Origin of the sequence: Streptomyces sp. ISL-12, from assembly GCF_018614415.1 — a bacterium.
Classification (GTDB): domain Bacteria; phylum Actinomycetota; class Actinomycetes; order Streptomycetales; family Streptomycetaceae; genus Streptomyces.
Genome location: NZ_JAGGOO010000028.1, coordinates 73016 through 88250, shown reverse-complemented (window position 1 = coordinate 88250; position 15235 = coordinate 73016). Strand labels below are relative to the sequence as shown.

General features: G+C 72.8%; 11 protein-coding genes. 9 read left to right on the top strand and 2 right to left on the bottom strand.

Annotation, left to right across the window (positions count from 1 at the left end; translation table 11 throughout):
* Positions 1-461 precede the first annotated feature (461 nt).
* Both J7I94_RS08475 and J7I94_RS08470 read left to right on the top strand, forming a co-directional pair.
* Complete coding sequence (locus tag J7I94_RS08475; RefSeq protein WP_215166329.1) at positions 462-1910, top strand: M14 family zinc carboxypeptidase; 1449 nt, start codon at positions 462-464, stop codon at positions 1908-1910.
* Between the two features lie 127 nt (positions 1911-2037).
* Positions 2038-3549, top strand: coding sequence for an amidohydrolase (locus J7I94_RS08470; RefSeq protein ID WP_308114516.1), 1512 nt, complete (start codon positions 2038-2040; stop codon positions 3547-3549).
* A 112-nt stretch (positions 3550-3661) separates the two neighbouring features.
* Here J7I94_RS08470 and J7I94_RS08465 read toward each other — a convergent pair whose 3' ends face one another.
* A complete protein-coding gene (locus J7I94_RS08465) occupies positions 3662-4363 on the bottom strand; it encodes an alpha/beta fold hydrolase (RefSeq protein ID WP_215166327.1) in 702 nt (233 codons plus the stop codon).
* Positions 4364-4753: 390 nt separating this feature from the next.
* On the opposite strand from J7I94_RS08465, the gene J7I94_RS08460 reads away from it, so the two are divergent.
* The 4 genes from J7I94_RS08460 to J7I94_RS08445 all read left to right on the top strand — a co-directional run bounded on the left by J7I94_RS08460 (position 4754) and on the right by J7I94_RS08445 (position 10893).
* Positions 4754-7498, top strand: coding sequence for a LuxR family transcriptional regulator (locus J7I94_RS08460; protein WP_215166326.1), 2745 nt, complete (start codon positions 4754-4756; stop codon positions 7496-7498).
* 88 nt (positions 7499-7586) lie between these two features.
* Positions 7587-8318, top strand: coding sequence for an alpha/beta fold hydrolase (locus J7I94_RS08455; protein ID WP_251074836.1), 732 nt, complete (start codon positions 7587-7589; stop codon positions 8316-8318).
* 170 nt (positions 8319-8488) lie between these two features.
* Positions 8489-9742: an ABC transporter substrate-binding protein gene (locus tag J7I94_RS08450; protein WP_215166325.1), complete on the top strand. Its 1254-nt coding sequence runs from the start codon at positions 8489-8491 to the stop codon at positions 9740-9742.
* 122 nt (positions 9743-9864) lie between these two features.
* A complete protein-coding gene (locus J7I94_RS08445) occupies positions 9865-10893 on the top strand; it encodes a helix-turn-helix domain-containing protein (RefSeq protein WP_215166324.1) in 1029 nt (342 codons plus the stop codon).
* Positions 10894-11103: 210 nt separating this feature from the next.
* Here the strand turns inward: J7I94_RS08445 and J7I94_RS08440 are convergent, their stop codons facing one another.
* Positions 11104-12012: an SDR family oxidoreductase gene (locus J7I94_RS08440; RefSeq protein WP_215166323.1), complete on the bottom strand. Its 909-nt coding sequence runs from the start codon at positions 12010-12012 to the stop codon at positions 11104-11106.
* A 274-nt stretch (positions 12013-12286) separates the two neighbouring features.
* Between J7I94_RS08440 and J7I94_RS08435 the strand changes: the two genes are divergently transcribed.
* From J7I94_RS08435 to J7I94_RS08425, 3 genes are all read left to right on the top strand, one after another.
* On the top strand, positions 12287-12919 hold the full coding sequence (locus J7I94_RS08435) for a CBS domain-containing protein (RefSeq protein WP_215166322.1): 633 nt from the start codon (positions 12287-12289) through the stop codon (positions 12917-12919).
* Between the two features lie 80 nt (positions 12920-12999).
* Entirely contained in the window at positions 13000-13827 is an 828-nt protein-coding gene (locus J7I94_RS08430) for a lysozyme (protein WP_215166321.1), read from the top strand.
* A gap of 140 nt (positions 13828-13967) precedes the next feature.
* Positions 13968-15194, top strand: a complete 1227-nt coding sequence (locus J7I94_RS08425) for a cytochrome P450 (protein WP_215166320.1) — start codon at positions 13968-13970, stop codon at positions 15192-15194.
* The last annotated feature ends 41 nt before the right edge of the window (positions 15195-15235 follow it).

Sequence of the window (15235 nt, the reverse complement as noted above, 5' to 3'; positions counted from 1 at the left end):
GCCGCTCGTGGGCCGGTTCGGCGGCCAGCGCGCACCAGGCGCGGCCTGCGTCGTCGGCGCGTTCCGCCGTCACCGGCAGTCAGTGCCTCCCGCTCGCCCCGCTCCAACTGTGCCGGGCCGGTCGGCAGCGGCTCGGCGGCGGCCCACGGCGCGTCGGGCGGCAGCCGCCGGGAGCGCGCGGGGCCGAGCCCGGTGGAGCGGCGGGGCCGGGACGTCGGGCACGGCCACGCGGACGTCCGGGTCGCCGCGCCTGGCCCGGGTGCCGGCTTCGGCGTCGCCGCCCCTGCCTCCTCCACGTGCATCATTCATCTCATGCCAGAAGTTCCGCAGGGTGAGCGGAGTGATGATGGGCCCGGCCGGCGTCGGCCCCGCCCGGATCCCGGTCACCGGCTGACCGCAGCCCCGTACGTACCGCACCCGCACGCCGTACCGCCCGTCCCGCACCCCGGAGATCCGCACCCATGACCACGACGACGTCCCAGCCGCCCGCCTCCCCCTCCCCGTCCCCGGCGGCCGGGTCCGAGGTCTGGGTGCGGCGCGCGGCGACCGTCCCCGACAGCCCGGGCTATCCCACCGTGGACGAACTCATCGACCGCTTCCGGGCGCTGGCCGCCCGCCACCCCGGCCTGGTGACCGAGCACCGCATCGGCACCTCCACCCTGGGCGAGCCCCTGCTCTGCTTCACCGTCCACGAGGGTCCCCTCACCCCCGACACGGACCACTACGTCGTCGTCGGTGGCGTCCACCCCAACGAACCGGTCGGCGCCGTGACGACCCTGCACCTGGCCACCGCCCTGTGCGAGGAACCGGAACTGCGCGCACACTTCGGCGGCGCCTGGCAGATCGTGCCGTGCGTCGACCCGGACGGGGCCCGGCTCAACGAGGGCTGGTTCGGCCGCCCGGCCGACAAGCGCGCCTACGGACGCCACTTCTACCGGCCGGCCGGCCGCGAACAGGTCGAGTGGACCTTCCCGTTCGCCTACAAGAAGGCGTACTTCGACCAGGTCCTCCCCGAGACCCTGGCACTGATGCGACTGCTGGACGACACCCGCCCCCGCTTCCTGACCACCCTGCACAACTGCGAGGCGGGCGGCGTCTACTACTACGTGAACCGGCCGGCGCCGGAGCTGTACGGCGTCCTCGCCGACATCCCCGCCTCGCTCGGGCTGCCGCTGGCGACCGGCGAACCCGAGGCCGCCCACACCCCCCGGCACGCCCCGGCGGTCTACGGCTGCATCGACATGCGGGACGCCTACGACCACCTGGAGAGCCTCGGCGTCGACGCCGCCGCCACGATCGGGGGCTCCTCCAGCGCCGCCTACGCCGAGCGGTACGGCACGTTCTACTTCGTGGCCGAGGTGCCGCACTGGAGCCACCCGGACGCCGACGACGACACGCCCACCGGGGAGCGCCACGCCGACGTGGTCCGGCGCCGCGCCCGCGCCCTCGGTGAGACCGGCCAAGTCCTCGCCGCCGTCCTCGACGCGGCCCGCCCCCGCCTGACCATCCGGTCGCCCTTCCTGCGCGCGGTGGAGGACTTCGTGCCCTCGCTCACCGAGATCGCCGCGCTGGAGGCGAACCGCGCCGACGGCCTGCCCGACCGGCCCGCCACCGTCTCGGAGACCTACGACTGCGAAGCGAGCGTGCACAGTTTCCGCATCCGCTTCGGCGGCATGCTGCTGCGCGCCCTGGGCGCAGAGGTGGCCGCCGGCACGGCCACCTTCGAGGTCCGCAGGCTCCACCGCGAACTGCTCGACCGCTACGCGTCCTGGGAACGCGAGGCCGAGCCGGTGACCGGCGACCCCGTCCCGGTCGCCACCCTCGCCGGGATCCAGTACGGCGCGCTGCTCGCCGCCGCCGACCACGCCCGTGCCGCCGACCGCCCGGGCCTCATGGCGGAGCCCGGATGACGTACCCGCCCCGCCGCTCGGTGGAGACCCTGGCGGCTCCAGGGCCCGCCCAGGCCCTGGGATGATCCGACCATCCCTCTGCACAGCCCGAACCGGCCCGTGTCATGCGCGACATCAGGAGGACACCGTGACGACGACCGCCACGACCGCCACGACCACCGCGCCGCCGGTCACCCTGGCGCGGGTCCGCCTCGGGGCGGGCGGACCGCTGAGCGACGTACGGGTCGAGAAGGGGCTGGTCACCGCCGTGCACCCGGCGGGCGACGCGCCTCGCGCCCCGGGTGAGCGCCTCGACCTGGACGGCCGTACCCTGCTTCCCGGCCTCTGGGACGCGCATGTGCACATGGTGCAGTGGGCCGGGGTGCGCCGTCGGCTCGACCTGTCCGGCGCCGGGTCGGCCCGGGCGGCGGCCGACGCGGCGGGCCGAAGGGCCGTCACCCTGCCGCCCGGCGAGATCCTCGTCGGCTACGGCTTCCGCGACGGGCTGTGGCCGGACACCCCCGGCAAGGAACTCCTGGACGCGGTCGCCGGGGACCGGCCCGTACTGCTGATCAGCGCCGACCTGCACTGCGCCTGGCTGAACTCGGCCGCCCTCGCCGCCCTCGGACACGGTGACCATCCGACGGGGCTGCTGCGGGAGGGCGCGGGCATGCGGGCGATCGCCGACCTGACCGCCGTACCCGACGAGGTGACGGACCGGTGGGTGCACGAGGCGTGCGCCGCGGCGGCCGCACGCGGTGTCACCGGGGTCATCGACTTCGAGTACGCCGACAACATCACCGACTGGACCCGGCGGGCGCACACCGCCCCGATGCCGCTGCGGGTGGCGGCGTCCATCTGGCTGCCGCATCTCGACGCGGCGATCGAACGGGGGCTGCGCACCGGGCAGGTGCTGGACGCGCCGGGCGGCCTGCTCCGGGTCGGGCCGTTCAAGCTGCTCACCGACGGCTCGCTCAACACCCGTACCGCACTGTGCCACGACGCCTATCCGGGCCTGGAGCCCGGTACGCCCGGCGCGCACGGGCTGGAGGAGGTGTCGCCGGCCGACCTGGTGAGGCTGCTGCGGTACGCGTCCTCCCACGGCATCGATCCGGCCGTGCACGCCATCGGGGACCGCGCCAACGAGATGGCGCTGGACGCCTTCGAGGCGGTGCGCTGCCACGGCCGCGTGGAACACGGCCAGTTGCTGGCCGCCGAGGACATCCCGCGCTTCGCCGAGCTGGGCGTCACCGTCGGGGTGCAGCCCACCCACGCCGTGGACGACCGGGACGTGGCCGACCGGCACTGGAGCGGCCGTACCCACCGGGCGTACGCCTTCGCCGACCTGCTGCGGGCCGGGGCCGTACTGGAGCTGGGGTCCGACGCGCCGGTCGCGCCGCTCGACCCGTGGCTGACCATCGCCTCCGCCGTGGCCCGGACGGACGGTGAGCGGGAGCCGTTCCATCCCGAGCAGCGCATCCCGGTGGCCGACGCGCTCGCGGGGTCCACGCGGGGCAGGCGGCTGATCCGGGTCGGTGACCCGGCGGACCTGGTGGTGACCGACGCCGACCCGTTCGACGCGGACGCGCGCACGCTGCGGGAGATGCCGGTGCACGCGACGATGCTGGCCGGCGCCTGGACCCACCGCGGGCCGTCCTGACCCCGGTCGCCCCTCGGGGTCAGGACGGGTCCGGTCCAGCCTGCACGAGACGGCGCGGTCTCCGCTCCCGGTGATCCCGACGGCAGGCTCGATCCGCGGGCCCGCTGCGGGCTCACTTCCCCAGGACGGCGAGGAGCGCGTCGTTGACCTCCTCCGCGTGGGTCCACAGCAGTCCGTGCGGGGCGCCCTCGATCTCCACGTACTCGGCGGACGGCAGCGCCTTGTGGAACGGCCGCCCCGTCGCCTCGACCGGCAGGATGCGGTCGCCCGTACCGTGCAGGATCAGGGCCGGCACGTCGATGGCCTGGATGTCGGCCCGGAAGTCGGTGTACCAGGTCGAGGGCGCGGCAGCCGCGGCGAAGAAGCCGCCGGCCGCGGCGACGTTCCAGCTGTTGCGCACGGCCTCCTCGCTGATCCGGGAGCCGAGGTTCTCGTCGAGGTTGTAGAAGTCCTTGTAGAAGTCCTTGTAGAAGTCCGTGTAGTAGGCGTAGCGGTCCGCCTTGACGGCCGTGACGACGCCGTCGAAGACCAGCACGGCGTCCCGCAGATCGAGGGTCTCCAGCACGGTGTTCAGATCGGCCGCGAAGGTGTCGTAGTCGTACCCGGTGGCCGGCCGGCTGGACTGCCCGAAGCCGCGGCGGTCGTAGGTGATCACTCGGTGGCCCGCGTCCAGCAGCGCGGCGCTCTGGCGTTCCCAGGAGTGTCCGTCGAGCGGGAAGCCGTGGATGAGGACGACCGGCTGTCCGGTGCCGTGGTCCTCGTAGGAGAGGTCGATGGTGGTGGAGTTCTCCTGACCCACGGTGATGTAAGGCAAGGTCTCTTCCTTCGTTCGGTGTGACTGGTGCGCGCGGGGGCGCGCTCCGGCTTCGACGAGGCGGGGCGCTTCGTGGACGGGCTCGGCGTTCCGGCGGCCGACGCCCGGGGTCCGGGGTCCGGGGCATGCGCGGCACGGGACTGCATCACGCCAGGGTGGACGTCTGGCCCTGTGTTGTCCTCGAGTGCATCGCTTCTTGCCTGGCCGGGGCCGGCGTGCTCGCGAGTCCTGCCGCTGAACGGGCAGGCCGCGGCCGGGCGGCCGTCCGGGTGCACGCAGGGAACGGTTAGAGTGCATGGAGAGACAAGGCCCCCGAAAGGGCGGTGCCGGCCGTCGGCGCGGTGGGAGACCGGCCTCGGCGGGCGAGTGCGCATGGGGTGGATCGTAGAAATGGCAGGAGCAGGCGGTCCGCTGTCCCGCAGCGGTCTGCGCGGCCGGGAGGCCGAGCTCGGCGAGCTCGACGCGCTGATCGCCTCTGTGGCCCGCACCGGAGGCGGCGGGTTGGTGCTCATTCGGGGCGAACCGGGCATCGGCAAGACCACGCTGCTCGCCGAAGCCGTCTCCAAGGCCGGCTCGGCGGGGTTCTCCGTCGGCGTCGGCAAGGCCGACGAACTGCATCACCTCGTGCCGCTGTCGTCGTTGGCGGCCTGTGTCCTGCGAGGTGATCGGCCCCTGCTGTCCGGCGATGCCTTCGCCGATCTGGCCCGCAATCACGACCAGCGGATCTGGCTGGTGGAACGCCTGGCCGAAGCGATCGAAGCCAGGGCGGGCGGCGTGCCGGTACTGATCGGCCTCGACGACGTGCAATGGGCCGATCCGCTGAGCCGGTTCGCCCTGCAGCAGCTTCCGACGCGTCTGCGGACCTCGCCGGTGCTGTGGATGCTGACCGGGCGACGGGAGCCCGCCGGCCCGGCGGAGGAGATCGTCGCGGCCGCGGCCGGAAACCTCACGACCGTCACCGTGCCCTTGGGTCCCCTGACCGGCGCGGCCATCGCCCAACTGGCCGACGACGCACTCGGGGCGGCGGCCGACGAGCGGGTACGGGAACTGCTCGACGGAGCGGGCGGGAACCCGTTCCTGGCCGTCGAGATGCTGGCGGGCCTGCGCACCGCCGATGCCTCGGACACCCTCGTGCCCCCGGGGCTCGTGGTGGGCGTGCGCGGCAGACTGAGGTCCCTGAAGTCCGACACCCTGCGCTTCCTCCAGATGGGCGCGGTCCTGGGACGCAGGTTCGGCTTCCATGACGCCGCCGCACTCTGCGGCCGGCCGGCCGCCACCCTCATCGCGGCGCTGGAGGAGGCCGTGCGCGCGGGGCTCCTGGACGACGACGGTGATCACCTGGTCTTCCGGCATGATCTCCTGCGCCAGGCGGTCTACGCCGACATCCTGCCGTCGGCCCGCAAGGCACTGCACCGAGAGGCCGCGCGCGGTCTTGTCGCCGCCGGCCACCGGCCGATCGACGCGGTGCCGCACGTCCTGCGGGGCGCCCTGCCCGGAGACGAGGAAGCCGTGGCGCTGCTGCGGCGCGCGGCCGACGACGTACTGCCGGTCACCCCGGACCTCGCGGCCGACCTCATGGCGCGCGCCCTGGAACTGGTGCCGTCGGCACGGCCGTCGAGGTTCGCGGTGGGGGAACAGGCGATACTGTGCCTGACCCGGGCCGGCCGGAGCCGGGACGCCCTGTCCACGGGCGACGGGCTGCTGGCCGGCCGGCCACCGCTGGAGGTGTTCAGCCGGCTGCAGGCCGCCCTCGGCGGGACGCTGTGGAGCATGGACCTCGCCGGTGAACTGCGCCGCCGGACCGAGGCCGCCCTCGCCACGGGAGGCGCCGCCCCGGAGATCGCGGCGCGGCTGGCGGCCCTGCGCACCCTGGCCCTGTCCCGGGAGCACGATCTGGCCGCGGCGCGTGAGGCGGGCGAGAGAGCGCTGCGTGCCGCCACCGACATCGGCGACCGGGAGGCACACGTCCTGGCCTTGTCCGGGCTCGGTGAGATCGCGCAGAACGCGGGCGAGAACGCCGTGGCGCTGGAGCGCTTCACCGCGCTGAGCGCCATTGATCCCGCCTTCCTGCCCGAGGAGATCGTCGCGCACCTGCATGTGGACGACTTCGCGTCCGGGCAGCGGCTGCTCCTGCGGGCGACGGAAGCCGGGGCGACGCGTCAGGCGATGCTGCTGTGGGCCCAGGGCCAGCACGATCTGGGCCTCGGCCGGCTCGATGACGCCGACGCCGATTTCGTGACCATGGAACACCTGGAGGACGAGGTGCGGGTACCCGTCCAGCAGGTGAACGGCCGCGTGATCCGCTCCCGGATCGCTCTGCTGCGCGGCGACCGGGAAGCGGCGCGGGAGCATCTGATCGCGGCGCGGGAGAGGCTGGCGGCCAAGCCGAACCCGGGCAACACGGCCGCTGTGCGCTTCCTGGAAGCCGTCCACGCCGAGGCGGACGGGGACATCGGCCTCGCCGTCGTCAAGGTCCGGCAGGTGCAGCGGGAGAGCGCCTTCATGCGCTGGCGGCTCCTGCGCGACTGGGTCGACTCCGCGATCCGCATGGCCCTGAGCGGGGCGGACCACGAGCTTGCCGAGGACCTCGCCGCACAGGCCGACGCCCACGCCGGACGCAACCCTGCCGTGCCGACCGCCACGGGCGTCGCGGCGCAGGCCCTCGGGCTCGTACGGAACGATCTCGCCCTGCTCGAACGCTCCGTGGAACTGCTCGCCGCGAGCCCCCGCCCACTGGTCCGGGCAGCCGCGTCCGCGGATCTCGGACAGGCCCTCCTGGCGACGGGCCGGAAGCAGCAGGCGGTGGCCGCGCTGACCGGCGCCCGTGACACGTTCGCCGAGTCGGGCGCCCACGCCGCGGCGGCACGGGTCCAGCGAGCTCTGCGGGATGCGGGGGCCGCCGGCCGCGGGGCAGCGCCCGTGCGGCGCCCCGTGGAGGGATGGGGTGCTCTCACGGCCTCGGAGAAGAAGATCGCGCACCTCATCGCCCAGGGCCACACCAACCGGTCGGCCGCGGACCTGCTCGTGGTGTCCCCGCACACGGTCAACACCCACCTGACGTCCGTCTTCCGCAAACTGTCGATCAACTCCCGGGTGCAACTGGCCAACGTGGTCATGGCCCTGCCCGACAGCTGAGGGAATCCGTTGGTACGTTCACGCGATGCCGTACCGGACTCGGATGCGTATGACTGGGACATTCCCACACCGTCGGAGGTCACCAGGCATGCACGGACCCGGCTCCGCGCCGCCGACCATCGTGCTGGTGCACGGTGCGTTCACGGACGCCTCGTCCTGGGCGGAGGTCATCGGTCTGCTGCACGCCGACGGACTGACCGTGCGCGCCCCGGCGAATCCGCTGCGCGGTCTGGCGCAGGACGCCGCCTACCTCAGGAGCATGCTGCGTGACATCGACGCGCCGGTCGTTCTGGTCGGCCACGACTACGGTGGCGCGGTCATCACCCAAGCCGCCGCCGACGCCGACAACGTCGTGGCCCTGTGCTACGTCGCGGCGTTCGGCCTCGACGCCGGCGAGTGCGTCCTGGACATCCTGAACCGGTTCGCCCCCGCGCCGGCCGCCGACGCGACCCGCACCGTCGCTCTGCCCACCCGGTTCCCCGGCGGCCCGGACAGCGAGCTGTACATCCGCGCGGAGCTGTTCCCAGACGTCTACGCCGCCGACCTGTCGCCCGCCGTCAAGGAGCTGCTGTCCGTGGCACAACGCCCGATCGCGTGCGGCGCGCTGACCGGTCGAGCGGGACCGCCGGCCTGGGCCTCCATGCCGTCCTGGTACGCCATCGCGACCGCCGACCGGATACTCAACCCCACGGCCCAGCGCTTCATGGCGCAGCGTATGGCGGCCACCGAGCACGTGCTGGACGGGTCGCACGCCGTTGTGCTGTCGCGGCCCGATGCCGTGGTGAGGATGATCCGGGAAGCTGCCGAACAGGGACGATGACCGCGGCGGCGAGTGAACCGCCAGAGTGCCGTGCCATGAGCCCATCAAGGGCGTTCAAGATGCGTTCGAACAGAAGACACCCATGTGGACTACCCTGACGGCTCATGGAGTCCGCCGGCCTCGCGACATCGGCCCCGGCCCGCGGACCGTCACTCTGCAAAGGCACTCGCATGATCTCACCGGCCGGACGGCCGACGCGGCGCACCGCCGTCCGCTGGGCCGGAGCCCTGGCGCTGGCACTGGCGACCACCGGGTGTGCCGGCGGAACCGGCGCCGGGTCCGCCGCCGGCGAGGTCACCTCCATCACCGTGCTCGACTACTACACCCAGCGGTCCGAGCACACCCAGTGGGACCAGGTGCTCACCGCGTGCGGCAAGACCGCCGGCGTCCGGGTCGAGCACACGAGCGTCCCGCCGGCGTCCCTTGTCCCCAGGGTCCTGCGGCAGGCCTCGTCGCGGACCCTTCCCGACCTGCTGATGCTGGACAACGCCGACCTCCAGCAGGTCGCGCAGACCGGCGCGCTGACCCCGCTGGACCAGTACGGCATCGACACCAGCGGCTTCGCCGAGGGCATCCTGTCGGCGGGCACGTACGACGGAAAGGTGTACGGGCTGGCTCCCTACGTCAGCACGGTCGCCCTCTTCTACAACAAGGACATGCTCGCCGAGGCCGGTGTCGCCGTACCGAGGACCTGGGACGAGCTGAAGGAGGCGGCCGCGGAGCTGACCCGGCCCGGGCGCCACGGCATGGCGGTCGACGCGAGCGCCACGTTCGAGAGCAGCTGGCAGTTCCTGCCCTTCCTGTGGTCCAACGGCGGGCACGAGAAGCAGCTGGACACTCCGCGGGCCGCACAGGCGCTCCGCCTGTGGGTCGACCTGGTGAAGGACGGGTCCATGTCGAAGTCGGTGCTCAACTGGACGCAGGCCGACGTCCACGACCAGTTCGCCGCCGGCCGCACGGCCATGATGATCAACGGACCCTGGCGGACAGCCGCCCTGAACGACGACGAGGACCTGCGCTGGGGAGTGGCCCCCGTCCCCGTCCCCCGGGCGGGGCAGGCCCCGGTCACGCCGCTCGGCGGTGAGGTGTGGACCGTCCCGCAGAGCTCCTCCGAGGAACGGCAGAAGAAGGCTGCCGAGGTCCTCACCTGCCTGAACAGCGCGTCCAACACGCTCACCCTGGCCAAGCAGCACTTCACCGTGCCGTCCCGCACCGCGGTCGCCGCCCGGTATGCCGAACAGGATCCGACGATGGCCGTCTTCGTCAAGAGCACGGAAGGAGCACGCGTCCGTACCGGCGAACTCGGCGTCCGGTGGCCCAAGGCGGCGACCGGGATCTACACCGCGATCCAGTCCGCGCTGACAGGAGAGCAGACACCGGAGGAAGCTCTCAGGCGTGCGCAACAGATCGCGACCAGTGACTGACCGGTCTCTCGATCGCACTGGTGTCGGTGATCGCCCTGATCCAGCGGGTTCACGCGATGTGCCGCCCCCGCCCGGCTGGCACGGTGTCGCTGAAGGCAGACACCAGTCGAAGGGCGGAGATCATGGCGCCGGAAGTCCAGGAGAGAAGCGCCCCCGGCGGCTTCCACACCACCGATCCGCTGCCCGCCCGAGGCAGACGGGCCTACTGGCGCGAGGCCCTGTCCCGGACATTCGGCGCCGTGGACATCATCGTCCCCGACGAGGTGTACTCCGGCATGATCCGTGCGACGCCGCTCGGCCCTCTCCAGGCCGTGACCGTGGACGGCGACGGCCTGTCCGCCCTGCGCACACGCCGGCTCGTCACGCAGTACGGCCAGGACGAGGACGTGGTGGTCAATCTGCTGGTCAGAGGAGTCGGCCGGCTGGAGCAGGACGGCCGTGACGCGCTCCTCGGGCCCGGGGACATCTTCGTCTACGACATGGCACGCCCTCTCCAACTCGAATTCCCCCAGCCCTTCCGGACCAAGTCCCTGGTCCTGCCCAGAGACGTTCTGGGCCTGAGCGAGTCCGACGTGGCTCGCATCACCGCCTGCCCGCTCGGCTCCGACACACCTCTCAGCGGTCTGCTGTCGCCCTTCATCTCCGGCATCGTGGACGGCGCCGGAAACCACCTGCCGCGCACCAGCGAGCTGATGGCGCGCAACGTCGTGGATCTGCTGGGTGTGCTGGCCGACGAAGTCATGGGCCGGACCGGGGGCGGGACGACCGGGGAGACGCGCGGTGGGAACCTGGCGCTGCTGCTGCGGATCCAGGCGTTCATCGACCGGCATCTCGCGGAGCCCGATATGACCCCGCAGACCATCGCCCAGGCCCATTACATATCCCTGCGCTATCTGCACAAGCTGTTCGAGAGCGAGGAGGCCACGGTCGGCCGGTGGATCCAGCGGCGCCGCCTGGAGGCGTGCCGACGCGACCTGGCGCTCCACGGGAACGCCACGATCGCCGCGGTGGCACACCGATGGGGCTTCGCCAGTGCCGCGCATTTCAGCCGGGTGTTCCGGGCCGCATACGGGATGTCCCCCCGTGAGTGGCGCGGCGCCCGGGACGTGACACCGCAGGTGCCGTCGTCCGCACGGCTCGTCGATGCCTGAGACCGGTGGCCGACACCGGGCGGACCGGAAGCGGTCCGTCACTTCTCGATCAACGCCCTGCGCCGCGCGCCGGCATCAGGTGAGCCCCGCCGTGGCCCATACCGCGCGCCGAGCCGACGGCCCTTCGAAGGACGTCCCGACCACCGCCCGGACCCTGCGGCCTGCTCCCGGCCCCTCGCTCGTGGCCGTCGGTCCGGTCCGACCGCCGCCTCACCCCTCCGGCTCGCCGAGCCGCCCGAGCGCCCGGGGCTCGGCGAGCGCGGCCCGGCCGCCCGCGCCCAGCAGCCCCGTCGGCTCCAACGGCTCCTCGGCGGCGAGGCGGGACAGTTCCCGCCGGGAGACCGCGGTGACGACGGGTGGCATGGCGGCGCGCACCAGTTGGGCCGCGCGCAGCCAGCCGGGTACGTACACGGCCGGCCGGCGCCGTTCGACCGCGTCGGCCAGCCGGCCGGCCACGTGGGCCACCGAGTGGATCTTGCGGGCCGGCGGCGGCAGGTGGCCGCGCAGCTCGCGCAGGACCGCGTGCCGGTCGGCGTCGCGGATCATGTCGGTGTCGGTCCAGTTGATGTAGGCGATGCCGACGCCCACCCGCCGGTGGGCCACCTCGGCCCGCAGGGACTGGGCGAACGACTCCACACCGGCCTTCGAGGCGCAGTACGCGCTCATCAGGGGCACCGCCCCGATGGAGGCGAGCGAGGCCACCTGGAGGTAGTAGCCGCGGGTGGTGAACAGGTCGGGCAGGAAGGCCCGCGCGGACACGGCACTGCCGACGAGGTTCACCTCGACGACGCGGCGCCAGGTCGCGGGGTCGGACTCGGCGAACGGTCCGCCCTCGGCCACGCCCGCGTTGGCCACCAGCACGGACGGCGCCCCGAGCCGCTCCCGGACCCCGGCGGCGGCCCGGGCCATGGCGGCGTCGTCCGTGACGTCGGCCTCCCAGCACCAGGACTCCCCGGGCAGCGCGTCCCGCACCCGGACCAGCGTCGCCTCCTCACGGCCCAGCAGGGCCAGCCTCATGCCCCGCCGGGACAGCTCGTGGGCCAGGGCCTCGCCGACGCCCCGCGCCGCACCGGTCACGACGGCCGTCCTGCCGTCGAGCGGGCTCACTTTCACCGGCATGCGACCACTCCTCGTGCGCGGCGGACTCACCGGGTACCTCGTCCGGGCCCCGGTACGCACTCGACCAAGGGCAGGCAAAATGGTCAATCCGGACTGCACAGGCAGGGCTGTCCGAATCAGCGGTGGACGGGTGAACGGGCACTCGGACGCCGCACCCGGGCCGGGTGGCCCTTCCGCGTGACACCGGGGCACCCCTGGGCCCCGCCGGACGTTCTCACCTGCGGAAGGTCGGATGCCGGCCGCAGGGGCCGGCAGCGGAGAGGAAGATCCTTAAATGAACCACCTGAGGGTGCGCGACCTGATGAGCGACGCCGTCGTCCGCGTCCAGCGCGGCACGCCGTTCAAGGAGATCGCGCACCTGCTGCAGGAGTACGACATCACCGCCGTGCCCGTCGTGGACGCGGACGACCGTCCCGTGGGGGTGGTGTCGGAGGCGGACCTCCTGCAGAAGATCTGGGGCGGGGACACCGCGCCGCCCGGCGGCGCCAAGGCGTCGGCCACGGACGCGGCGGGGCTGATGACCTCGCCGGCGGTCTGCGCCCGGGAGGACTGGAGCGTCGTGGACGCCGCCCGGGTGATGGCCCGTCACGGCATCAAGCGGCTGCTGGTGGTCGACGCGGACGAGCGGCTGATCGGCGTGGTCAGCCGCAGCGACCTCCTGCGGGTCTTCCTGCGCAAGGACCGGGAGATCCGCACCGAGATCATCGAGGAGGCCCTGGTCCAGACGCTCGGGCTGGCTCCCTCGGCCCTCCAGGTGGACGTGACGCACGGACATGTCGTGCTCACCGGCCGGCTCCCGGAGCACGTGCCGGTCTCCGTGCTGGAGGAACTGTGCGGGCGCGTGGACGGGGTGGTGGCCGTGGAGTTCAGGGCGGCGGGCGACATGGACGCCGAAGTGACGCGCTGACACCCGCCGCCCTCCGCCGGGGACAGCCGTCCGGACGCGCGCGGGATGCGGCCGGGCGGCCCGGACGGTCGGATGGAGGCGTGCGCAGACCCATAGCCGTGGCGGACGGCCGTTTCCGCCTGCTCGCGTCGGGCAGCCTGCTCGCCGCCCTGTCGATCCTGTTCCCTCCGACCGCCGTCCCGTCGGCGGCCGACGACACCCCGATCCGCGGCTCCGCCTACATGGGCATGGGCGTCCTGGCCCACGACGGCGTGGCCGGAAGCCCCGCCGGGACCCGCGCCGTCCAGACGGAGGGCGTGGACGTCTCCAGCCACCAGGGGGACGTCGCCTGGCAGACCTTGTGGGACAGCGGGGTCAAGTGGGCCTACGTGAAGGCCACCGAGGGCACGTCCTACATCAACCCCGAGTACGGGCAGCAGTACAACGGTTCGTACGACGTCGGCATGGTCCGCGGGGCCTACCACTTCGGGACGCCGGACACCTCCGGCGGCAGCGCGCAGGCGGACTGGTTCGTCGACCACGGCGGGGGCTGGTCGGCGGACGGCCGGACGCTGCCGGGTGTGCTGGACATCGAGTGGAACCCGTACGGTTCCGCCTGCTACGGCAAGACGCCGGGGCAGCTGGTGTCCTGGATCCGTGACTTCGTCGACCGGTACCGGGCCCGGACCGGACGGGACGCGGTGATCTACACCTCCACCAGCTGGTGGAAGCAGTGCACCGGTGATGCCGACGGGTTCGGCGCCACCAACCCGCTGTGGATCGCCCGGTACGCCGCGACTCCCGGGACCCTCCCGGCCGGCTGGTCCCGGTACACGATGTGGCAGTACACCTCGACCGGTCCGATCGTCGGCGACCACAACCGGTTCGACGGGACCCTGGACCAACTGGCCGCCCTGGCCAGGGGCTGAGCGGGGCGCGTCCGGCGCGGAGCGGCTCTTTTCGGCCAACGACCGCCCTGGACCGAACAGCTGTCCAAGACCCCCTGTCGCGCCCGGGAGATGATCAATAACCTTGGGGCGTACGCCCGTTACCGCCCCCAGGGAGCCCCATGTCCACGGCTCAGCAGGTCCCCGACATCCTCTCGCCCGAGTTCGCGGCGGACCCCTACCCCGCCTACCGCGTGATGCGGGAGAGCGCGCCGCTCATCTGGCACGAGGCGACGCAGAGCTACATCGTCTCCCGCTACGAGGACGTCGAGCGCGTCTTCAAGGACAAGGCCGGCCAGTTCACCACCGACAACTACGACTGGCAGCTGGAACCGGTGCACGGCAAGACCATCCTCCAGCTCAGCGGCCGGGAGCACGCCGTACGCCGGGCGCTGGTCGCGCCGGCCTTCCGCGGCGCCGACCTCCAGGAGAAGTTCCTGCCCGTCATCGAGCGCAACTCCCGCGAGCTGATCGACGCCTTCCGGCACACCGGCTCCGCCGACCTGGTCAGCGACTACGCCACCCGTTTTCCCGTCAACGTGATAGCCGACATGCTCGGTCTGGACAAGGCCGATCACGAACGGTTCCACCGCTGGTACACGGCCGTCATCGCCTTCCTCGGCAACCTGTCCGGCGACCCGGAGGTCACCGCGGCCGGGGAACGGACCCGGGACGAGTTCGCCGAGTACATGCTGCCGATCATCCGGGAGCGGCGCGACCGCCTCGGTGACGACCTGCTCTCCACGCTGTGCGCCGCCGAGGTCGACGGCGTGAAGATGAGCGACGAGGACATCAAGGCGTTCTGCAGCCTGCTGCTCGCCGCCGGCGGCGAGACCACCGACAAGGCGATCGCCAGCATCTTCGTCAACCTGCTGCTCAACCCCGAGCAGCTCGCGGCCGTCCGCGAGGACCGCTCCCTGATCGCGCGCGCCTTCGCCGAGACGCTGCGCTTCACCCCGCCGGTCCAGATGATCATGCGGCAGTCGGCGACCGAGGTGGAGCTGACCGGCGGAACCGTCCCCGCGGGTGCCACCGTGACCTGCCTGATCGGCGCGGCCAACCGGGACGGCGACCGCTACCGGGACCCGGACCGCTTCGACATCTTCCGCGACGACCTGACCACGACGACCGCGTTCTCCGCCGCCGCCGACCACCTCGCCTTCGCGCTGGGCCGGCACTTCTGCGTCGGCGCGCTGCTGGCCAAGGCCGAGGTCGAGATCGGGGTGAACCAGCTCCTGGACGCCATGCCCGACGTACGGCTCGCCGAGGGCTACGACCCGGTGGAGCAGGGCGTGTTCACCCGGGGCCCGCAGTCGGTCCCGGTGCGCTTCACCCCTGCCGCGGCCTGAGCAGGACACGGAGGTACGGGGGAATGAGACGCACGGGGGCT